This is a genomic window from Burkholderia arboris (genome assembly GCF_902499125.1).
In the GTDB taxonomy this organism is placed as follows: Bacteria; Pseudomonadota; Gammaproteobacteria; order Burkholderiales; family Burkholderiaceae; genus Burkholderia; species Burkholderia arboris.
In genome coordinates this window covers 179338-201151 of record NZ_CABVPX010000008.1, presented here as the reverse complement: position 1 = coordinate 201151, position 21814 = coordinate 179338, and the positions used below count along the sequence as shown (strand labels likewise).

Here is a 21814-nt window from a genome sequence, read left to right as displayed (position 1 = left end):
CCATGCAACCTGACCTCAACCCCGACACCACGCCGCCGCTGATCGCGCTGACCGGCATCGGCAAGCGTTTTCCGGGCGTGCAGGCGCTCGACGACTGCCGCTTCGACCTGCGCGCCGGCGAAGTGCATGCGCTGATGGGCGAGAACGGCGCCGGCAAGTCGACGCTGATGAAGATCCTGGCTGGCGTGTACCAGCGCGACGACGGCGAGATCCGGATGGACGGCCGCGCGGTGGAGATCGCCGATCCGCGCGCCGCGCAGGCGCTCGGGATCGGCATCATCCATCAGGAGCTGAACCTGATGAACCACCTGAGCGTCGCGCAGAACATCTTCATCGGCCGCGAGCCGCGCGGCCGCTTCGGCGTGTTCGTCGACGAAGACAAGCTGAACCGCGATGCGGCCGTGATTTTCCAGCGGATGCGGCTCGATCTCGATCCGCGCACGCCGGTCGGCCGGCTGACGGTCGCGAAGCAGCAGATGGTCGAGATCGCGAAGGCGCTGTCGTTCGACTCGCGCGTGCTGATCATGGACGAGCCGACCGCCGCGCTGAACAACGCGGAGATCGCCGAGCTGTTCCGCATCATCCGCGATCTGCGCGCGAACGGTGTCGGCATCATCTACATCTCGCACAAGATGGACGAGCTGCGCCAGATCGCCGATCACGTGACCGTGATGCGCGACGGCAAGTATGTCGCGACGGTGCCGATGGCGGACACGTCGATGGATACGATCATCGCGATGATGGTCGGCCGCCAGCTTGAAACGGAATCCCGCACGCCGCCCGATACGTCGTCGAACGACGTCGCGCTCGAAGTGCGCGGGCTGTCGCGCGGCCGTGCGATCCGCGACGTCGGCTTCACGCTGCGGCGCGGCGAGATCCTCGGCTTCGCGGGGTTGATGGGCGCGGGCCGCACCGAGGTCGCGCGCGCGGTGTTCGGCGCGGACCCGGTCGATGCCGGCGAGATCCGCGTGCACGGCAAGACCGTGACGATCCGCACGCCGGCCGATGCCGTGAAGCACGGGATCGGCTACCTGTCCGAGGATCGCAAGCACTTCGGGCTCGCGGTCGGGATGGACGTGCAGAACAACATCGCGCTGTCGAGCATGCGCCGTTTCGTGCGGCGCGGCGTGTTTCTCGATGCGCGCGAGATGCGCGACACCGCGCAGTCATACGTGCGGCAGCTCGCGATCCGCACGCCGTCGGTCACGCAGCCGGCGCGACTCCTGTCGGGCGGCAACCAGCAGAAGATCGTGATCGCGAAATGGCTGCTGCGCGACTGCGACATCCTGTTCTTCGACGAGCCGACGCGCGGCATCGACGTCGGCGCGAAAAGCGAGATCTACAAGCTGCTCGACGCGCTGGCCGCCGACGGCAAGGCGATCGTGATGATCTCGTCGGAGTTGCCCGAGGTGCTGCGCATGAGCCACCGGATTCTCGTGATGTGCGAAGGCCGCGTGACCGGCGAATTGCGCGCGGCCGACGCCACGCAGGAAAAGATCATGCAGCTCGCGACGCAGCGCGAGTCGACCGTATTGTCCTGATGTCCCGATTCAGACGCCTACCCGATCATGTCCAACGATACGCATCCCGTCCCGCCCCTGGCTTCCGGCGACACGCCGGCCGCCGCATCGAGCCTGAAGTCGCGCTTCTTCAACCCGGCCGCGCGGCAGAAGCTGCTCGCATTCGCGAGCCTCGTGTTGCTGATCGTGTTCTTCAGCTTCGCGTCGCCGAACTTCCTCGAAGTCGACAACCTCGTGTCGATCCTGCAGGCCACCGCCGTGAACGGCGTGCTGGCCGTCGCGTGTACGTACGTGATCATCACGTCGGGCATCGACCTGTCGGTCGGCACGCTGATGACGTTCTGCGCGGTGATGGCCGGCGTCGTGCTGACGAAGTGGGGGATGCCGCTGCCGCTCGGGATCCTGGCCGCGCTGCTGTTCGGTGCGCTGTCCGGCTGCGTGTCGGGCTTCGTGATCGCGAAGATGAAGGTGCCGCCGTTCATCGCGACGCTCGGCATGATGATGCTGCTCAAGGGGCTGTCGCTCGTGATCTCGGGCACGCGGCCGATCTACTTCAACGATACGCCGGGCTTCACGTCGATCGCGCAGGATTCGCTGATCGGCAACCTGATCCCCGCGCTGCCGATTCCGAACGCGGTGCTGATCCTGTTCCTCGTCGCGATCGGTGCGTCGATCGTGCTGAACCGGACGATCTTCGGCCGCTACACGTTCGCGCTCGGCAGCAACGAGGAAGCGCTGCGGCTGTCCGGCGTGAACGTCGACGCGTGGAAGATCGCCGTCTACACGTTCAGCGGCGCGGTGTGCGGGATTGCCGGCCTGCTGATCGCGTCGCGGCTGAACTCCGCGCAGCCCGCGCTCGGGCAGGGCTACGAGCTCGATGCGATCGCGGCCGTCGTGATCGGCGGCACGTCGCTGTCGGGCGGCGCGGGCAGCATCGTCGGCACCATCATCGGCGCGTTCATCATGAGCGTGCTGACCAACGGCCTGCGCATCATGTCGGTCGCGCAGGAGTGGCAGACGGTCGTGACGGGCGTGATCATCATCCTCGCCGTGTACGTCGACATCCTGCGCCGGCGCCGCCGCTGACGCCCGCCTGCACGCAGGCATCCGCTTCACCGCCGGCCCGGCCGGCATCCAGAAGAGACCAACCAAGGAGACGCGAAGTGATCAGGAGCAAGGTGTTGAATGCGATCGTCGGGCTGACGTTCGCCGTCGGCGTCACGGCCGGCGCGCAGGCGCAGGAAGCCTATATCCCGCTGATCTCGAAAGGCTTCCAGCATCAGTTCTGGCAGGCCGTGAAATCGGGCGCGATGCAGGCCGCGAAGGACTACAAGGTGAAGGTGACGTTCGAAGGGCCGGAAACCGAGGCGATGGTCGACAAGCAGATCGACATGCTGTCGGCCGCGATCGCGAAGAAGCCGGCCGCGCTCGGCTTCGCGGCGCTCGACAGCAAGGCCGCGCTGCCGCTCCTGAAGAAGGCGCAGGCCGAGAAGATCCCGGTGATCGCGTTCGACTCGGGGGTCGACAGCGACATCCCGGTGACGACGGCCGCGACCAACAACAAGGCGGCTGCGGCGCTCGCCGCCGACAAGCTTGCCGCGCTGATCGGCGACGAAGGCGAGGTGGCCGTGGTCGCGCACGACCAGACGAGCCGCACTGGCATCGACCGCCGCGACGGCTTCCTCGATCGGATGAAGTCGGCGCACCCGAAGGTGCAGGTCGTGACCGTGCAGTACGGCGAAGGCGACCAGCTGAAGTCGACCGAGGTGACGAAGTCGATCCTGCAGGCGTATCCGAAGCTCAAGGGGCTGTTCGGCACCAACGAAGGCTCGGCGATCGGCGTGGTCAACGGCGTGCGCGAGATGAAGCGCAAGGTCGTGATCGTCGGCTACGATTCCGGCAAGCAGCAGAAGGATGCGATCCGCAGCGGGCTGATGGCCGGCGCGATCACGCAGAACCCGATCGGGATCGGCTACAAGACCGTCGAGGCGGCCGTGAAGGCGACCAAGGGCGAGAAGCTGCCGAAGGTCATCGATACCGGTTTCTACTGGTACGACAAGACCAATATCGACGATCCGAAGATCGCGGCGGTGTTGTACGACTGAGCATTGCGGATGAGCGGCGGCGATGGCGCGTGCCGCCGCTGCCGAGGCAATTGAACACGAGGGCACCATGGGCGCAGTGCGTATCGATTCCCATCAGCACTTCTGGCGTTATCGCGCGGCCGACTATCCGTGGATCGGCCCGGGAATGGGCGTGCTCGCGCGCGATTACCTGCCCGATGCGCTGCGGCCGCTGATGCATGCGCAGGCGCTCGGTGCATCGATCGTGGTGCAGGCGCGCGCCGGGCGCGACGAGACGGCGTTCCTGCTCGATCTCGCGCGCGACGACGCACGTATCGCGGCGGTGGTCGGCTGGGAGGATCTCGGCGCGCCGGCGCTTGCCGACCGTGTCGCCGAGTGGGGCAGCCCGAAGCTGCGCGGCTTTCGTCATCAGGTGCAGGACGAAGCCGACGTGGCCGCGTTCGTCGCGGATCCCGGGTTCAATCGGGGCATCGCATGGCTGCAGGCGAACGGCTACGTGTACGACGTGCTCGTGCTCGAACGCCAGTTGCCGGACGTGCGCGCGTTCTGCGCGACGCACGACGCGCACTGGCTCGTGCTCGATCATGCCGGGAAGCCGGCACTTTCGGCGTTCGAGCACGATGACACGGCGCTCGCGCGCTGGCGGGCGTCGCTGCGCGAACTGGGCGCGTTGCCGCATGTCGCATGCAAGCTGTCGGGGCTCGTGACCGAAGCCGACTGGCAGCGCGGCCTGCGCGCGCGGGACATCCGGCACATCGAACAGTGTCTCGACGCGGCGCTCGACGCGTTCGGGCCGCAACGGCTGATGTTCGGGTCGGACTGGCCCGTGTGCCTGCTGGCGGCGTCGTATGACGAAGTGACGTCGCTGGTCGAACGCTGGGCCGAGTCGCGGCTGTCGGCGGCCGAGCGCAGCGCGTTGTGGGGCGGCACGGCCGCGCGTTGCTATGCGATACCGGGCGATGTGAAGCGCGGCATATAAAATAGGCGCGAACGGTCAGTTCGATTCGTCAGACCGTCCGGAACGAAACCGATTACCAGCGTCAACGTATGTCCATCCAGCCGATTCAGAACCGCCGTCTCTACCAGCAGATCGCCGACAAGCTCAGTGCGATGATCGAGTCCGGCGATTTTCCGCCGGGCAGCTATCTGCCGCCCGAGCGCGAACTGGCCGAACAGTTCGGCGTGTCGCGTACCTCGGTGCGCGAGGCGCTGATCGCGCTCGAAGTGAGCGGGCTCGTCAGCGTGCGCGTCGGCGACGGCGTGAAGGTGCGCCATCCCGAAGCAGTCGCGGCGCCCGAGCCTGCGCCCGAACCCGATGCGAAAGTCGCCCCGTTCTCGATCGTCGAGATCGACCCGGAACTCGGCATCGCGCTCGACCTCGATACCGAAATCCCGCCGTTCGCGCTGTTGCAGGCGCGCCGGCTGATCGAGCCGGAAGCCGCGTCGCTCGCCGCAAGGCACGGCTCGGACGCGCAGATCGAAGGGATTCACGAAGCGTTCCTGCGCAACCAGGAAGACAACCGCAGCGGCTCGCTCACGCATCCGGGCGACCGGCTGTTCCATATCCGCATCGCGGAAGCGAGCGACAACGCCGCGTATGCGCTGATGATCAAGCAGCTGCTCGCGCACAAGTACGACCTGATGTTCCAGCGGCTGCAGTCGCTGTACATGCCGAACGACATGCCGCACCGGTCGGAGCTTGAACACCGCGCGATCCTCGACGCGATCCGTGCGCGCGACCCGGACGCCGCGCGCCGCGCGATGGCCGAGCATCTCGACGAAGTGATCCGGATTTTCGGCCGCGCGCTCGACTGAGCGGGCGAGTCGATCCCGCGCAGGTTCGGAAACGGTCGGCGCGATGCGGGCCGCGGGTGCCGGTGCGGCTGTCGCGCCGGGTGAGGAGATCGGTCATCGGGACAGGATGAACGCTGCGACACGAGCGATGCACGCCGGCCGACCGGCATGCCGCTCGTTTGCCGAATGGAGTATGACCCATGCGCGTGAACGATTGCCACAATTTCCACGACTTCCGTGAGCTGGCCAGACGGCGGTTGCCGGGGCCGATCTTCAATTACATCGACGGCGCGGCGGACGACGAAGTCACGTATCGACGCAATACGAGCGCGTTCGAAAGCTGCGACCTGGTGCCGAACGTGTTGCGTGGCGTGCGCGACGTCGACCTGTCGGTGACGGTCATGGGGCAAAAGCTCGGCATGCCGGTTTATTGCTCGCCGACGGCGCTGCAACGCCTGTTTCACCACGACGGCGAGCGCGCCGTCGCAGCCGCGGCCGCAAAATTCGACACGATGTTCGGCGTGTCGTCGCTCGGCACCGTGAGCCTTGAGGAAGCCCGCGCGATCAGCCAGGGCCCGCAGGTGTACCAGTTCTACTTTCACAAGGATCGCGGCCTCAACCGCGAGATGATGAACCGCTCCAGGCAGGCCGGCGTGAACGTGATGATGCTGACGGTGGACAGCATCACCGGCGGCAATCGCGAGCGGGACAAGCGAACCGGCTTCTCGATTCCGTTCAGGTTGAATCTCGCGGGGCTGACCCAGTTCGCGTTGAAGCCGGCCTGGGCGCTCAACTATCTCACCCACGAGCGGTTCCGTTTGCCGCAACTCGACCAGCATGTCGACATGGGGGGCGGCGCGATGTCGATCAGCCGCTACTTCACGGAAATGCTGGATCCGTCGATGACATGGGACGATGTCGCCGCCATGGTGCGGGAATGGAACGGGCAGTTTTGCCTGAAAGGCGTCATTTCGGTCGAGGACGCCCGCAGGGCGGCGGACATCGGCTGTACCGGCATCGTGTTGTCGAACCACGGCGGCCGCCAGCTGGACGGCTCGCGCGCCGCGTTCGATCAGCTGGCCGAGGTGGTCGACGCGGTGGGCGACCGGATCGACGTGATGATGGACGGCGGCGTGCAGCGGGGTTCGCACGTGTTGAAGGCGCTGGCGCTGGGCGCGAAGGCGGTCGGGCTGGGGCGCTATTACCTGTTCCCGCTCGCCGCGGCCGGTCAGCCCGGCGTCGAGCGCGCGTTGCAGCTGATGCGCGCGGAAATCGAACGGGACATGCGGCTGATGGGGTGCTCGTCCGTTGCGCAGTTGGGGCGAAATCAGCTCCGCTTTCGCTGACGGCGGGCCCGGCGCCGGTCGTGACGGCGTGCCGGCGGGTATCGCGCGTTCAGAAGCGGTCCGCGCGATACGGCGCCGGATCGGTGAACGGCGCTTCGCCGGTCATCATCTCGGCCAGCAGGCGGCCGGTGACGGGGCCGAGCGTGAGCCCGTGGTGGTTGTGCCCGAACGCGAACCACAGCCCGCGATGGGCGGGCGCGGGGCCGATCACCGGGCGCATGTCCGGCGTGCACGGCCGGAAGCCGAGCCACGGATGCGGGTCGAGCCGCTCGCCGAAGCCGAACACGGGGCGGGCAACGCGTTCCGCGCGTTCGAGCTGCACGCCGGTCGGCGGCACGCGGCGCCGCGCGATCTCGACACCCGTCGTCAATCGCAGCCCGCGCCGCATCGGCGCGATCACGTAGCCGTATTCGCGATCGACGATCGGCGCCGACGGCACGCCGCGCGCGGACGGCGCGTAGTGCATGTGATAGCCGCGCTTCTCGCGCAGCGGGATCTTGTAGCCGAACTTGCCGAACACCGTGTCGGACCACGGGCCGAGCGCGACGACGACGGCCGGTGCGGCGGCCGCGCCATCCTGCGTGTGAACCTGCCAGCCGGGCGACAGCGCGTCGAGGCTAGCGGCGTCGCCGGTGAGCAGCGTGCCGCCGCCTTGTACGAACAGTTGCGCATACGCTTTGACCAGCGCGGAAGGATCGACGACGCTTTTCGGATCGAGCCAGTGCAGCGCGCCGCAGAAGCCGGGCGCGAGGCTCGGTTCGTGCGCGAGCAGCGCGGCCGCGTCGAGCGGCGTGATGCCGAGCCCGTGGCGGCGCGCGGTGAGGCCGGCTTCGGCCACGCCGCGTTCGAATGCGGCCGGCGTGCGGAACGCTTCCAGCCAGCCGTTCGCGCGGATCAGCTCGCCGGCGCCGGCCCGCGCGATCAGCGCGTCGTGTTCGACGATGCAGCGTTCGATCAGCGGCAGCATGTCGCGCGAAGCGGCCGCATGACGCAGCGGCGCCGATTCCCACCAGAACCGCGCGAGCCACGGCGCAAACGCGGGCAGCGACGCGCTGTGCCAGTAAAGATCGGTCGAGCGGTTCAGCGCATAGCGCATCAGCGTGAACGGGCTGCGCGGGAACGGATACGGTTCGACCGACGAGCGCTCGATCAGGCCTGCATTGCCGAAGCTCGTGCCTTCGCCGGGCGCACCGCGATCGACGAGGGCGACCTTGCGCCCGCGATCCTGCAGGTGCAGCGCGGCCGAGACGCCGACAATGCCGGCGCCGAGAACGATGACGTCGAAATCCATCGATGGTGAATGACGGTTGGCGGGGCACCGGTATCGCGTTCGCCGTGCCGCCGCGTGTTGGAGAGCGTTCGAAGCTCAAGCATACTCGCGGCGGCGGCGACGCGCATCAACTCATCTGGAACAGCTTCCCCCACCGCGCCAACCCGCGCGTATCGACCTCCGCGATCCTCAGCGCCTTCCACACCACTGTCGACACCGTGTCGTACGCCGCGATCCCCGTCGCCTGCTCGAACGGACCGGCCAGATGCGCGGCATGCAGGTTCGTGCAGAACGTGACGACCGCATCCGGTCGGGCCTGCGCCGTGTTGCGCATCAATGCCGCGAGCTGCGTATCGGGCACTTCAGCGAAGCTGTAGTTGTCGCGCAGCCCCAGATGCTGTTCCGCTGCGCACTCGATGCCGAGCTGCGCGTATTGACGCACGATCCGTTGCTGCACGTCGTCGAGATAGGGCGTGACGAGGCCGAGCCGTCGCACGCCGGTGCGTTCGAGCAGTTCGTTCAGCGCGAGCACCGAAGTCGTCGCCGGAATCCCGGTTGCTTTCTCGATACTGCGGCACAGCGCGGCGTCCCGCTCGAAACCGAGCCAGCCGGCCGACGTGCCGCTCCAGCCGATCACGTCGACACGCGCATCGGCAAGCTGTCGCGCCGCGACGAGGATGCGCGCCGCATCGAACTGGTCGAGCGCGGCCGCATCGAGTGCGATCTCGGTCACCGTGAAGCGCGCGAAATGCACGCTGACGTTCGGCAGGCCGGCGACGATCTCGGTCGTCAGCGGTTCGAGCGCGGTGTTCGACGACGGCGTCAGGATGCCGATGCGGATGCGTGGATTCATCGCGTCGCCTCCCGTCAGTCGAGCAGCTGCCGTACCGCATCGACCGCCTCGCGGCGCAGCGCCGCGAGGTCGAGGCCCGGAATCTCGCCGTTATCCACCACGACGCGGCCGTTCACGATGGTGTACTTCACCGGCGCCGGTTCGCCGGCCGCCACCGGCGCGATCGCATCGTCGTGGAAGCCGTTGAAGCGCGGGCCGCTCACGTCGTACAGCACGAGATCGGCGGCCTGTCCGACGGCGAGCGTGCCGACCGCCTCCAGCCCGAGCACGCGCGCGCCGCCCTGCGTGCCCCAGTGCAGCACGCCCTCGACGGTGGTGGCCGACGCACCATGCGCCGCGCGGTGCACGAGCCACGCGAAATTCGCTTCGTGCGTCATGCTGCCCGATTCGTTCGACGCAACACCGTCGACGCCGAGCGACACCGGCACGCCGGCCGCCGCCATGCGCGGCGCGGGTGCAATGCCGCTGCCGAGTCGCGCGTTGCTGACGGGGCAGTGCGAGCAGCCGGTGCCCGTTTCCGCGAGCATCGCGATCTCGCTTGCTTCGAGATGGACCAGGTGCGCGAACCACACATCCGGGCCGAGCCATTCGTGTTCGGCGACGAATTCGACGGGCAGCTTGCCGAAGCGCTCGCGGCAGAAATCGACGTAGCGCGTCGTCTCCGACAAATGCGAATGCAGCCGCAGGCCCATGCCGCGCGCCGCACGCGCGACTTCGGGCAGCAGGCCGGGCGGCAGCGAGAAGGTCGGCGTCGTCGGTGCGACGACCACGCGGCGCATCGATGCCGCGCCTGCATCGTGATAGCGCGCCTTGAGCCGCTCGATATCCGCGAGCATCTGGTCGAGCGTCTCGGGCTGCAGCGCGGTGCCGGCGAAGCCCGGGTGATCGCCGGCCGCCTGCAGTGCACCGCCGCGGCACAGCACGAAGCGCATCCCGAAGCTGGCCGCTTCGTCGAACAGCAGGTCGCCGGTCTCGGTCGTGCCGTTCGCGTGATACAGATAGTGATGGTCGGCGCAGGTCGTCACGCCGGACAGCAGCAGTTCCGCGAAGCCGAGCCGAGCCGCGATGCGTGCCAGTTCCGGCGTGAAGCGCGCGACGCGCGGATACGGCACGGCCGCGAGCCATTCCTGCAGGTCCGCGTCGATGCCGGCCGGCACGCCCTTCAGCAGGTTCTGGAACAGGTGATGATGCGTGTTGATCCAGCCCGGATAAACGACGCAATGGCTTGCATCGATCACGCGTTCGCCGGGCAGCGGCGCGAGACCGGGCGCGATTGCGTCGATCCTGCCGTCGCGGATGCGCAGGTCGGCCTGGCCGAGCCGCGCGGCGTCGCCGGCGCGGCCGCTCATGACCGCGATCGGGTTGCGGATCAGCAGCGAAGAAGAAGGAACGCTCATGGTCGGGTCTCCTCGGAGTCGGATGGTCGGGTCGTTATGCGTCAGGCGCCGCGCGCAGGCACGATGCCTCGCGCGGCAGGAAGCCGGTCAGTCGCACTCGCGCGCCATCGGGCTGCGGTGCGCGGCGTCGGCATGGGCGTGCGATTCAACGGGCGCCGCCGCCGGCACGCCGTTGAGCAAGGCATTGAGCAGGACCGACACGAGGCACGCGAGCACGACGCCGCTGTGCAGGAACGGCTGCGTCCAGTCGGGCATGTGCGCGAACACCTTCGGCGCCATCACCGGAATCAGCGCGGTGGCGATCGTGAAGCCGACGATCAGCACGTTGTAGCGGTTGTTCTCGAAATCGACTTTCGCGAGCGTCTGCACGCCGGCCGCCACCACCACGCCGAACATCGCGATGCCCGCGCCGCCGAGCGCGGCCGACGGCGTGGACGCGACGATCGCGCCGATCTTCGGTACCAGCGCGACGACGCACATCAGCACGCCGCTGACCGCGACGATCCAGCGGCTGCGCACGCCGGTCAGGATCACGAGCCCGACGTTCTCCATGAACGCGATGAACGGGAACGCGGCGAAGGTGCCGGCGATCGCGCTCGCGACGCCGTTCGCACGCAGCCCGCGCACGACATCCTCCTCGCTCACCTGCTTCTCGACGATGTCGCCGATCGCGACGAACAGGCCCATCGATTCGACCATCTGCACGATCATCACGACGACCATCGTCAGCACCGGCACGATCGCGAACACCGGCGTGCCGAAGTGGAACGGGTAGGGCACGGTGAACCACGGCGCGGCCGCGACGTTGGTGAAGTTGCCCATTCCGAGCGCGATCGCGAGCAGGCTGCCGGCGACGAGCCCGATCAGCACCGACAGGTTGCGCAGGAACGCGTTCGCGAAGCGGTTGACCGCGAGGATCACGACCGCGACGACGAGCGCGACCGCGAGGAACGACAGCTCGCCGAACTGCAGCTTCGCGGCGTCGCCGCCGCCCGCCCATTGATACGCGACCGGAAACAGCTGCAACCCGATCACGGTGACGATGCAGCCCGTCACGACCGGCGGGAACAGGCGGCGCAGCCGGCCGACCAGCGGCGCCGCGAAGGTCGTGATGATGCCCGCGCCGATCACCGCGCCGCACACGCCGGCGAACCCCACGCCCGGCGTCATGCCGATCGCGATCACGGGGCCGACGCTGCTGAACGCGACGCCCTGCAGGATCGGCAGCCGCACGCCGAGCTTCCAGACGCCGACCGTCTGCAGGATCGTCGAGATGCCGGAACAGAACAGCGCGGTGCTGATCAGCACGGTCGTGTCGGCGGGCGACATCTTCAGCGCCGATGCGACGATCAGCGGCACCGCGATCGCGCCGATGTAGGCGACGAGCATGTGCTGCAGGCCGAGCGTCAGCATCTGGCGGCGCGGCAGGACCCGATCGACGGGATGTGAAGCAGAGTTCATGGGCGTGTCTCCTGAGGTTCGTTATCGGGCGGGCGCATGGCGCGCCCGCCTGGCGTGCCCGTCAGGCCGCGACCGGCGCGGCGAGACAGGCATGGAAACGGTCGGTCAGCGCGGCGCGATCGAGATCGCGGCCGATGAAAACGATGCGCGACGAGCGCGGCTCGCACCCCCACGCCTGTGCGGCGCGCAGTTCGATGACGCCGTGCACGCCCTGCAGCACGTAGCGCTGCGCGCGGCCCTGCACGGCGAGGATGCCTTTCATCCGGAACAGGTTTGCGGTGTCGGCACGGCGCAGCTCGCCGAGCCACGCTTCGAGTGCGTCGAGATCGACGTCCGATTCGACTTCGATGCCGACCGACGACACGCTTTCGTCGTGCTCGTGATGGTCGTGGTCTTCGTCGTGTGCGTGCGCGGCGTGACTGTCGTGCGCATGGTCGTCGTGTTCGTCGTGGCCATGCTCGTGCGCGTGTTCGTCCGCATGCGGCGCATCGGCGTGCAGCCCGTCGCTCTCGACGAGGATCTGCGCGAATTCGTTCGCGCCGATCCCGAGGATGCGGTCGAGATCGACCTGCGCGTAGCTCGACGTGACGATCTCGGCCGTCGTGTTCAGCTCGCGCAGCCGTGCGGTCAGCGCATCGACGTCCGGTGTCTCGACGAGATCGACCTTGTTGATCACGATCCGGTCTGCGCAAACGATCTGGTCGACGGCCTGGTTGTCGCGGCCGTCGAGCACGAGATCGTCGAGGTGCGCGCGGATATGCTTCGCGTCGACCATTGTGACCACCGCGTCGAGTGCGACCTCCTTCGCGATCGGATCGTCGAGGAAGAAGGTTTGCGCGACCGGGTACGGATCGGCGAGCCCGCTCGTCTCGACGATGATGTGATCGAGCCGGTCGGGCCGTGCGACAAGCATCCGCACGATGCGCACGAGATCCTCGCGCACCGCGCCGACGCAGCACACGCAGCCGTTCGTCATCTCGTAGATTTCCTCGGTCGATTCGAGCACGAGGCCGCCGTCGATGCCGATCTCGCCGAACTCGTTCTCGATCACCGCGATCTTGCGGCCGTGCTTCTCGCGCAGGATGTAGTTCAGCAGCGTGGTCTTGCCCGCGCCGAGAAAGCCCGTGAGCACGGTGACCGGAATCTTTTCGACGTCGCTGTGGGTGGTGTGGATGTGGGTCATGATGCGTCTCCGTTGAGTCGGTTGGGCTGCGGATTGGGCAGGGATTCGCTTTCTTTCCAGCGATGGACGGTGCGGGAATCGAGGTCGAACAGGTCGAGCACGCGGCCGAGCGTGTGGTCGATCATCTGGTCGAGCGAAGCAGGGCGCGCGTAGAACGCCGGCACGGGGGGTGCGACGATCGCGCCCATCTCCGTGACGGCGGCCATGTTGCGCAGGTGCGTGAGCGTGTACGGCGTCTCGCGTGCGAGCAGTACGAGCCGGCGGCGCTCCTTCAGCACGACGTCGGCCGCGCGCGAGATCAGGCCGGATGAAAGGCCGCTCGCGATTTCGGCGAGCGTCTTCATCGAGCACGGCGCGACGATCATCCCGAGCGTGCGGAACGAGCCGCTCGAAATCGGCGCGGCGATGTCGTCGCTGCGGTACAGCACACTGGCGAGCGCCGTGATGTCGGACAGCTTGAAGTCGGTCTCGTGCGCCATCGTCAGCGCGGCGGCGCGCGATACGACCACGTGCGTCTCGATGTCGAGATCGCGCAGCAGCGCGAGCAGCCGCATCCCGTACACGAAGCCGGATGCGCCGCTGATGCCGACCACGAGCCGCCGCGCGCTCATCGCGTGGCTCCGCCGAGTTGCGCAATGACTTGCGCGGCGCGCTGCACCGCGGCGTCGCCGACGCGTGCGCGTATGCTGTCGAAGCGCGAGCCGCGCGTCGCATCGATGCCCATCCGCGACGTCGTGCCGTCTGCCGACGACGACGGATCGAGCGGGCTGCCGGGCAGGCCGTCGACGACGAACAGGTCGCGGTGCGGCTGGAAGTGCGTCGCGATCGCCCACAGCACCTGCGCGTCGTCGGCGATGTCGATGTCGCTGTCGACCGCGACGACGTTCTTCAGGTACGGGTCCCAGCCGAGCAGTGCGAGCATGATCTGGCGCGCTTCGCCGTCGCGCGACTGCTTCAGCGCGACGTAACAGTGGAAGTGCGTGCCGGAGTTCGGATAATGGATCGCGGTGACCGACGGAAAGCGCGCTTTCAGCTTCTCGCTCATCTCGGCTTCGCGCGGCAGCCGCGCGAGCGTCAGATGTTCCGCGTACGGGCCGCCGACCACGTCGACGAGCCATGCATCGTTGCGCCGCATCATCGCGTCGATGCGCAGCACGTTGTTGGTCGAGCGGTCTGACGAATAGCCGGTGAATTCGCCGAACGGGCCTTCTTCGGCATGCGCGTCGGGATCGATCGTGCCTTCGAGCACGAACTCCGCGGCAGCGGGCACGCCGATACCGTGACGCGGCGTGCGCACGAGTTGCAGCGGCGCGCCGAACAGCCCGCCGGCGATTGCTCGCTCGTCCGCGCCGAACGGCACGCGCGCGGCGGCCGCGAGCATGAACAGCGGATGCGCGCCGATCACCATCGCAACGTTCAGCGTGTCGCCGCGCGCCTTCGCTGTCTGAAGCATCCGCCACAGGTGACCGCGCGAATGCAGGCTCGTCGCCAGCGCGTTGCGTGCATGCGGCATCGAGCGGTGGTAACTGAGGTTCGCGACGCCCGTCACCGGATCTTCGGCGACGATCACCGCGTTGGTCACGTATGGGCCGCGATCGGTTTCGAAGTGGCGGATCATCGGCAACTGCGCAATGTCGACCGCGTCGCCTTCGACCACGTGATCGAGCACAGGACCGTGCGGCACGACGACCGGCGCGATGGGGGCGTTTGCGCGCTGCTGCCAGGCGTCGAACAACCCGTTCGCATCGACGCCGAACAACCGGCCGATGCGTGTGCGGGAGGCAAATACGTTGGTGACGAGCGGCGTCGACAGCCCGTCGACGCGCTCGCAGACGAGCATGTCATGCCGGCCGCGCGCGGCAAGCGACGCGACGACGGCCGTGACGTCCTGGTCGGCGGACAGCGGCTGCCCGATCGTCAGCACGTCGTCCGGAAAGCGTTCGCGATACGCGTTCGCGAAGTGGTGGAAATCCTGCTGCTCGGTGAAAAGACTGGACGCCATGATGCACTCCGTCGGATGCGGGAGAGGAACGGCCGGACCCCGCGCATGCCGGCGGCGGCACGCGATCCGGCTGCCGGCGCGCTACAGGTAGGTCGACGTCAGGCGCTTCTGCGCTTCGTCGAGATCCTTCGGCGGCTTGGTCGGCTCGATGCCGACGAGGCGGGCGATGTTGTTGCCCATGTAGTCCTCGAGGCCGTCCTCGTCGAGATCCATCCCCTGCGGCGCGGGCCCGCACAGCATCTCCAGTTCGCGCAGCCACATGCCGGGTTCGTTCGGCGGCGAATCGGTGCCGAACACGATCTTGTTGCGCGGCAGCTCGCGCGCGAACTCGACGATGCGCGACTGGTAGCACCAGCCCGATTCGCAGTACACGTTCGGTGTGTCCATCGCCATCCAGAACGCCTCGAACGAGTAGTTGCCGCCCGTCTGGATGCCGAAGTGACCGATGATGAAGTTCACCATCGGAAACTCGCGGATGATCGGGTAGAACTGCGTCGGGATCGTGTACGGCCCGTCGCCGGTGTGGATCAGCACGACGATGTTGTACTTCGCGCAGACCTTCATCGCGGGGCGCAGCCAGTCGAGCGCGCGATCGGGCCGGTAGCCGTGCATGTTCGCGTGCAGCTTCACCATCTTGAAGCCGTATTCCCTGATGTGGAATTCGAGCTCCGCCGCGCCGTTTTCCGGGCCCCAGCGCGGGTTGTACGTGAAGTTGCCGATGAAGCGGTCCGGGTACTTCTGCGTGAGTTCGGCGATATACGCCATGTAGTCGCGGATGCCGTCGCGGCCGCGGCGGTTGCCGTCGCGATAGCCGGTGTTGCCCGGCGGCGGCTGGATGAAGCCCATGTCGATGCGGCGCGGCTTGCCGTTGATGATGTACGGGCCGTCCATCATCTTCAGCAGGCGTTCGCCGGTGAACGGCTCGCCGGTGTGGCGCCACGCCTCGTCGACGAGGTTGGTCGGGTGCAGGTGCGTATCGATGATCATGCAATGCTCCGGAATCGGGGGAGAGGGGCGCGCGTCACGCGGCGAGCAACGCTTTCGCTTCGTCGACGGTGCGCGGCGCGGGCGTCGGTTCGAGGCCGATCATTCGCGCGGTGTTGTTGCCGAGGTAATCCTCGAGCGTGTCCTCGTCGAGATTCATCCCTTGCGGCGGGTCGAAGCAGAGCACTTCGAGCAGGCGCAGCCACATGCCCGGTTCGTTCGGCGGCGTGTCGGAGCCGAACAGGATCTTGTGTTTCGGCAGCACCTTCGCGAATTCGACGATGCGCGACTGCAGGCACCAGCCCGATTCGCAGTACACGTTCGGCAGATCCATCGCGAGCTGGAACGGCTCGAAGCAGTAGACGCCGCCCGTCTGTACGCCGAAGTGCGCCATGATGAAATTGACGGTCGGGAATTCCTTGATCATCGGCACCCACTCGGTCGGGATGCTGTACGGGCCGTCGCCGGTGTGCAGTTTCACGAGCACGCCGAGTTCCGCGCATTTCTTCAGCGCGGGGCGCAGCCAGTCGAGCGCGCGGTCGGGCCGGTACGCGTGCATGTTGGCCTGGAACTGCACCATCTTGAAGCCGAACTTGCGCACGTAGTGATCGATCGCGTTGACGCCGTTCTCCACGCCGCAGCGCGGGTTGTACACGAAGCAGCCGATGAAGCGGTCGGGGTGCTTGCGCACCATCTCGACCGTGTACGCCATGTACGCGTCGATCGATTCGGTGCCCGACTTTTCGCCGTCGGTATAGGTATAGATGGTGTTGCCTTGCGGCGGCTGGATGAACGCCTTGTCGACGCGGCGCGGCTTGCCGTTGATGAGGAACGGGCCGTTCATCGTCTCGATCAGGCGTTCGCCGGTGAACGGCGGGCCGTCGTGACGCCACGCGAGGTCGACGAGATTCGTCGGGTAACAGCTGGTGTCGATGATCATCTACTCGATCTCCTTGAGAGGAACCGGAAAAGCCGGTTGCCGGATCGCGGGCAGGCACGTCGATGAAGCGACCCGGTCGGTCGGATTCATGCGGCCCTTTGCAAGGCGCTTTTTTTTCGCGCCTTCCCCTCGCCGGCATCGAGTGACACACTGCGACGTGCACTGCTGCTTGGGACCGAGTGTCACAAGCCGTATGTGCTCTGTACAATATTTTTTACTGACGCTCTTGATACGTTTGCGATATGGATATGCGTGTGTTGCGTTACTTCGCGGTGCTGGCCGACGAACTGCATTTCGGGCGCGCGGCCGCGCGGCTCCATATCTCGCAGCCGCCGCTGAGCCAGCAGATCCGGCTGCTCGAGGAGCAGCTCGGCACCGCGCTGTTCGTGCGCTCGCAGCATCGCGTCGAGTTGACCGAGGCAGGGAAAACACTGAAGGAGCAGGTGCCGCTGATCGTCGCGCAGTTCGATCGCGCGATCGACCTCACGCGTTGCGCGGGGCGCGGCGAAGTGGGGCGCCTGGCGGTCGGCATCATCAGTTCGGCGATGGTCGCGCCGATCCCGCACGCGTTGCGCGTGTTCGCCGAACGCCATCCGCACGTGCACTGGTCGCTGCACGAGATGACGCCGGCCGCACAGATCGACGCGCTGAAGGAGAAGCGGCTCGACGTGTGTTTCTTCCGGCTGTTCCAGGACGATCCGTCGATCCGCAGCGAGATCGTTGTGCGGGAAACCGCCGTGGCCGTGCTGCCGCCGGGCCATCCGCTCGCTTCACGCGATGCGATCGCGCTCGGCGAGCTGGCCGGAGAGCAGTTCGTGTCGTTCGGCTTGCGGCACTCGCAACTGGCGCGTTTCCTGCAACAGAGTTGCGTCGATGCACGCTTCACGCCGCAAATCGCGCACGAGGTCGTCGAGGTCCATACGCTGCTGTCGCTGGTGCGTGAAGGGCTGGGGGTCGCGCTGCTGCCTGCGTCGTCACGGCAGATTTCGACGGGCGGCGTCACGTTCGTGCCGCTGTTGCCGCCGGAGCTGGAAGTGTCGCTGCAGGCGCGCTACCGCGCGGACGATACGTCGGCGGTGCTCGGTGCGTTTCTTGAAACCGTGCGCGAGGTCGCGGCGGGATTCACGGCCTGACCACGCCGGTCAAGGCGCGAGCGACTGCGCGACCAGCGCACCGATTGCGTCGATCAGCGGCTTCACGCGCGCGTGCCGCTCGCGCGGCCAGATCGCATGGAGGTTGTAGTGCGTCGGAATCGCGATCGTGCAGAGTTCGACGAGCCGGCCGTCGCGGCGCGCGTCGGCCGCGAGCAGGCCACGGACCAATCCCGCGCCGAGCCCTGACGCGAGCGTTGCGACGAGTCCCGCCGCGTTGTCGAACACCGCGATCGTCTCGGGTTCGACGGGCTCGAGCCCGGCCGCTTCCAGCCACGGAATCCACGACCGTTTCGTATAGCCGAGCAACGGCAGCTCCAGCACCTGTTCGGGCGCGAGCGGCGCGGTGAGCCCGTAGCGTTCGAGCAGCGCCGGCGCGGCCATCGCGGTCAGCCGGTCGGGGCAGACCAGCGCGCTGTCCACACCTTCCCATTCCCCGTAGCCATAGCGCAGCGCAACATCGACGCGATCGAATGCATCGCGGTCGTGGCGCGGCGCGGACAGGACCGTCAGCGTCGTGCCGTCGAGCGTGCGCATCAGTTCCGGCAACCGCGCGGGCAGCCAGCCCTGCATCAGTTCCGGATCGACGTCGAGCCGGAGCGACGGCCCGGTCGTGCGGCCTTTCACCGACGACAGCGCGCGATCGATCTGTTCGAGCCCGTCCGACAACTGGTTCGCGAACAGCGTGCCCGCATCGGTCAGGATCACGCGGCCGCCGGCGCGGGCGAACAGCGGCTGGCCGATGAATTCCTCGAGCGAGCGGATCTGCTGGCTGATCGCGCTGTGCGTGAGCGCCAGCTGGCGCGCCGCGCTGGAAAAACTGCCGACCCGCGCGGCCTGCAGAAACGCCTGCATCGACTGGATCGAAGGGTATCGCTTGAGCATCTGTTAGTCCGACTGACAGGGATTCGACGAAATGATCGCTGGCGCACCCGCACATCGCGTTTCGATAATGCTCCGAAACCGCGCCACGGACGCGGGCCCACCCCATGAATGCGAATCAGGAGACCGCCCATGATCGACATCGTCGTGAACGATACACGCCATTCGCTCGAGAATGTACCGGAGGATATGCCGTTGCTATGGGTGCTGCGCGACCGGCTCAAGCTCACCGGCACGAAGTTCGGCTGCGGCAAGGGCCTGTGCGGCGCGTGCACCGTGCACCTCGAAGGGCAGGCCGTGCGCGCGTGCCTGATCCCGGCCGCCGCCGCGAACGGGCGGCACGTGACCACGATCGAAGGGCTGTCGCCGGACGGGCGTCATCCGCTGCAGCTCGCGTGGGTGGCCGAGGACGTGCCGCAATGCGGCTATTGCCAGCCGGGCCAGCTGATGCAGGCGGCAGCGTTGCTGAAGGGCGGGCAACCGGTGGACGACGCGGCGATCGTGTCGGCGATGTCGGGCAACATCTGCCGCTGCGGCACGTATGCGCGCATTCATCGCGCGATCAAGCGTGCCGCTTCCGGCGATCCGGCGTCGAAGGCCACCGCCGAACCCGCGAAGGAGGCGTGACATGCGTAACGATCACGCACCGGATACGCCGGGTACCGACGACACGCCGCGCCGGCGTTTTCTCAAACAGAGTTCCGCGTTGCTCGCAGCTGGTATCGCGATCGGCTTCCGGCTGCCCGATGCGATGGCCGCCGGCAAGAACGTGAGCGGCGATCCGCATCCGTCTGCCGGCGAATTCGAGCCGAATGCGTGGGTGCGCGTGTTGCCCGACGACACGATCAAGCTCGTCGTGCACAAGCACGACTCGGGCACCGGTACGCGCACAGCGCTTGCGGCGGTGGTCGCCGAGGAACTCGACGTCGACCCGTTCCGCGTCGACGTGATCACGCCGGAAGATCCGTTCTTCGCGGACTACATTCACCCGCTGTGGAAGGTGTTCTCGACCGGCGGCAGCACGAGCGTCGCGATGGAGTACGACCGGCTGCGGCGTGCGGGCGCGACTGCGCGCGCGATGCTCGTCGAAGCGGCGGCGCAGCAATGGAGCGTGCCCGCCTCTGCATGTACGACGGCAGACGGTGCCGTGCTGCATGCCGCGAGCGGGCGCCGCGCGACGTACGGCTCGCTCGCGCAAGCGGCCGCGCAGTTGCCGGCGCCGAAGGATGTCGTGCTGAAGGACCCCGCGCAGTTCCGCTACATCGGCAAGCTGCGCAAGAAGCGCGGCGCCGCGCAGAAGGCCGACGGGTCGTTTCCGTACAGCATCGACGTGTCGCTGCCGGGGATGCTGGTCGCGGTCGTCACGCGCGCGCCGATGATCGACGGCCGCGTGCGCAGCGTCGACACGAAGGCCGCGCTCGCGATTCCCGGCGTGCGCGAGGTACTGCAGATTCCGCCGCGCCCCGACGTGCTCGGCGGCAACCAGGCCGGCGTCGCGGTGCTCGCGGACGACTACTGGTCCGCGCATCGCGGGCAGGCCGCGCTGACGATCGAATGGGAGGACAGCCTGTTCGCGACGTTCGACAGCAGCACGCTTGCCGCGCGTCAGGCTGCGTGGGTCGACGATCCCGCCGCGCGCGTCGTGCCGACGATTGCCGACGGCGATCCGGCGAAGGCAAAAGCCGCCGGCGCACGCGCGATCGAGGCGTCGTATTCGATGCCGCACAAGGCCGCGAATCCGCTGGAGCCGATCAACATCACCGTGTGGGCGCGCAACGGCGGCATCGAATACTGGGGCGGGTTGCAGGTGCCGTCCACCGCGATGGAAGCGGCCGACGTGATCGGCGGCATTCCCGCGCATCGCGTGACGCTGCACGAACTCGTGTCGGGCGGCAGCTTCGGCGCGCGCGAATCGAAGTACTGGCTGTTCGAGGCGACCTGGCTCGCGGTGAAGACGGGCAAGCCCGTGAAGCTGATGAACAGCCGCGAGGACGAGATGCGTGCGCTGTTCTATCACGCGGCGAGCTACCACCGCGCACGTGCGGTACTCGACGCGAAGGGCAATCTGGCGTCGCTGTGGCTGCGCGGCGTGATGCCCGCGTCGCCGCAGCAATGGGAGCCCGGCTACCTGGAGCGCACCGACCGGATGGATTTCAGCACGACAGAAGCGATGACCAAGTGGGAGTTCGCGTATTCGGCGCCGCATCGCGACATCGGCTGGATCCGGCTGGAGACGGGTGTGCCGACCGGCTGGTTTCGCGCGGTGAGTTACATCCCCAACGTGTTCGCCGTTGAATCGGTGATGGACGAAGCCGCCCATGCGGCGAAGCGCGATCCGGTCGAGTTCCGGCTCGCGCACATGCGCGACCGGCCGCGCCATGCGGCCGTGCTGCGCGAAGCCGCGCAGCGCGCAGGATGGGGGCAACCGTTGCCGGATGGCGTTGCGCTCGGCGTGGCGACGAATCAGGCATACGACAGCTATGTCGCGGTGGTCGCGCGAGTCGTGCGCAAGGACGGTGCGGTGACGGTGGAGAAGCTCACGTGCGTGGCCGATTGCGGGATCGCGGTGTCGCCGGCCGGTGTCGACGAGCAACTGTACGGCGGACTGATGTGGGGGCTCGGCCATGCGACGTCCGATCGCATCGATTTCAAGCACGGCCGCGTGCAGCAGTCGAACTTCGATACGTATCGCGTGATGCGGATGAGCGACATGCCCGAGACCGACATACATATCGTTCAAGGCGATCCGGCGAAGCCGGGCGGCGTTGGGGAACTGTCGAGCCCGGCGGTGACGCCTGCGATCGCGAATGCGGTGTTCAGATTGACGGGCAAGCGGTTGCGGGACACGCCGTTCGATCTGTCGGCGATCGCGTAGCGTGCGGGAACGTATGAAGTTTGTCGTGCGCGGGCACCCAATCCGCTGATCAATCTGCCGACGTCGACGCCG

Annotated in this window: 19 protein-coding genes; 9 read left to right on the top strand and 10 right to left on the bottom strand. The window is 67.4% G+C overall.

Annotated features, from left to right (window positions below):
* The first annotated feature begins 2 nt into the window (after window positions 1-2).
* The 6 genes from BLA15945_RS12640 to BLA15945_RS12615 all read left to right on the top strand — a co-directional run bounded on the left by BLA15945_RS12640 (window position 3) and on the right by BLA15945_RS12615 (window position 6744).
* Window positions 3-1541: a sugar ABC transporter ATP-binding protein gene (locus BLA15945_RS12640; protein WP_174992501.1), complete on the top strand. Its 1539-nt coding sequence runs from the start codon at window positions 3-5 to the stop codon at window positions 1539-1541.
* A 27-nt stretch (window positions 1542-1568) separates the two neighbouring features.
* Entirely contained in the window at window positions 1569-2606 is a 1038-nt protein-coding gene (locus tag BLA15945_RS12635; protein WP_059239323.1) for an ABC transporter permease, read from the top strand.
* Window positions 2607-2683: 77 nt separating this feature from the next.
* Window positions 2684-3625 (top strand): ABC transporter substrate-binding protein, encoded by a 942-nt coding sequence (locus BLA15945_RS12630; protein WP_174992500.1) that lies wholly within the window; start codon window positions 2684-2686, stop codon window positions 3623-3625.
* A 67-nt stretch (window positions 3626-3692) separates the two neighbouring features.
* Window positions 3693-4583, top strand: coding sequence for an L-fucono-1,5-lactonase (locus BLA15945_RS12625; protein WP_059239328.1), 891 nt, complete (start codon window positions 3693-3695; stop codon window positions 4581-4583).
* A gap of 68 nt (window positions 4584-4651) precedes the next feature.
* On the top strand, window positions 4652-5419 hold the full coding sequence (locus BLA15945_RS12620; protein ID WP_059239330.1) for a FadR/GntR family transcriptional regulator: 768 nt from the start codon (window positions 4652-4654) through the stop codon (window positions 5417-5419).
* A gap of 179 nt (window positions 5420-5598) precedes the next feature.
* A complete protein-coding gene (locus BLA15945_RS12615) occupies window positions 5599-6744 on the top strand; it encodes an alpha-hydroxy acid oxidase (RefSeq protein WP_059239332.1) in 1146 nt (381 codons plus the stop codon).
* A 49-nt stretch (window positions 6745-6793) separates the two neighbouring features.
* Here BLA15945_RS12615 and BLA15945_RS12610 read toward each other — a convergent pair whose 3' ends face one another.
* The 9 genes from BLA15945_RS12610 to BLA15945_RS12570 form a co-directional block, all read right to left on the bottom strand.
* Window positions 6794-8035 (bottom strand): NAD(P)/FAD-dependent oxidoreductase, encoded by a 1242-nt coding sequence (locus BLA15945_RS12610; protein ID WP_059239335.1) that lies wholly within the window; start codon window positions 8033-8035, stop codon window positions 6794-6796.
* A gap of 106 nt (window positions 8036-8141) precedes the next feature.
* The gene (locus BLA15945_RS12605; protein ID WP_174992499.1) at window positions 8142-8867 is read right to left on the bottom strand and encodes a maleate cis-trans isomerase family protein; all 726 of its coding nucleotides are present in this window, start codon (window positions 8865-8867) and stop codon (window positions 8142-8144) included.
* Window positions 8868-8881: 14 nt separating this feature from the next.
* Complete coding sequence (locus BLA15945_RS12600) at window positions 8882-10264, bottom strand: amidohydrolase family protein (RefSeq protein ID WP_059239338.1); 1383 nt, start codon at window positions 10262-10264, stop codon at window positions 8882-8884.
* Window positions 10265-10351: 87 nt separating this feature from the next.
* Window positions 10352-11725 (bottom strand): nucleobase:cation symporter-2 family protein, encoded by a 1374-nt coding sequence (locus BLA15945_RS12595; RefSeq protein WP_059239340.1) that lies wholly within the window; start codon window positions 11723-11725, stop codon window positions 10352-10354.
* 61 nt (window positions 11726-11786) lie between these two features.
* Entirely contained in the window at window positions 11787-12908 is a 1122-nt protein-coding gene (locus BLA15945_RS12590; RefSeq protein ID WP_174992498.1) for a CobW family GTP-binding protein, read from the bottom strand.
* Window positions 12905-13519 carry a UbiX family flavin prenyltransferase gene (locus tag BLA15945_RS12585; RefSeq protein WP_174992497.1) on the bottom strand — a complete coding sequence of 205 codons (615 nt, stop codon included), beginning with the start codon at window positions 13517-13519 and terminating at the stop codon, window positions 12905-12907. Before BLA15945_RS12585 ends, BLA15945_RS12590 begins: the two co-directional genes overlap by 4 nt.
* Window positions 13516-14910: a UbiD family decarboxylase gene (locus BLA15945_RS12580; RefSeq protein ID WP_174992496.1), complete on the bottom strand. Its 1395-nt coding sequence runs from the start codon at window positions 14908-14910 to the stop codon at window positions 13516-13518. Before BLA15945_RS12580 ends, BLA15945_RS12585 begins: the two co-directional genes overlap by 4 nt.
* 81 nt (window positions 14911-14991) lie before the next feature.
* Window positions 14992-15897, bottom strand: coding sequence for an amidohydrolase family protein (locus tag BLA15945_RS12575; RefSeq protein WP_059239348.1), 906 nt, complete (start codon window positions 15895-15897; stop codon window positions 14992-14994).
* Between the two features lie 34 nt (window positions 15898-15931).
* Window positions 15932-16834 carry an amidohydrolase family protein gene (locus BLA15945_RS12570; protein ID WP_174992495.1) on the bottom strand — a complete coding sequence of 301 codons (903 nt, stop codon included), beginning with the start codon at window positions 16832-16834 and terminating at the stop codon, window positions 15932-15934.
* Window positions 16835-17076: 242 nt separating this feature from the next.
* Here BLA15945_RS12570 and BLA15945_RS12565 point away from each other — a divergent pair, with 242 nt between their 5' ends.
* Entirely contained in the window at window positions 17077-17967 is an 891-nt protein-coding gene (locus tag BLA15945_RS12565; RefSeq protein WP_059239350.1) for a LysR substrate-binding domain-containing protein, read from the top strand.
* Window positions 17968-17976: 9 nt separating this feature from the next.
* Here the strand turns inward: BLA15945_RS12565 and BLA15945_RS12560 are convergent, their stop codons facing one another.
* Entirely contained in the window at window positions 17977-18870 is an 894-nt protein-coding gene (locus BLA15945_RS12560) for a LysR substrate-binding domain-containing protein (protein ID WP_059239352.1), read from the bottom strand.
* Window positions 18871-18999: 129 nt separating this feature from the next.
* On the opposite strand from BLA15945_RS12560, the gene BLA15945_RS12555 reads away from it, so the two are divergent.
* Both BLA15945_RS12555 and BLA15945_RS12550 read left to right on the top strand, forming a co-directional pair.
* Window positions 19000-19494 (top strand): (2Fe-2S)-binding protein, encoded by a 495-nt coding sequence (locus BLA15945_RS12555; RefSeq protein ID WP_059239354.1) that lies wholly within the window; start codon window positions 19000-19002, stop codon window positions 19492-19494.
* Between the two features lies 1 nt (window position 19495).
* Window positions 19496-21742, top strand: a complete 2247-nt coding sequence (locus tag BLA15945_RS12550; RefSeq protein ID WP_174992494.1) for a xanthine dehydrogenase family protein molybdopterin-binding subunit — start codon at window positions 19496-19498, stop codon at window positions 21740-21742.
* Window positions 21743-21814 lie beyond the last annotated feature (72 nt).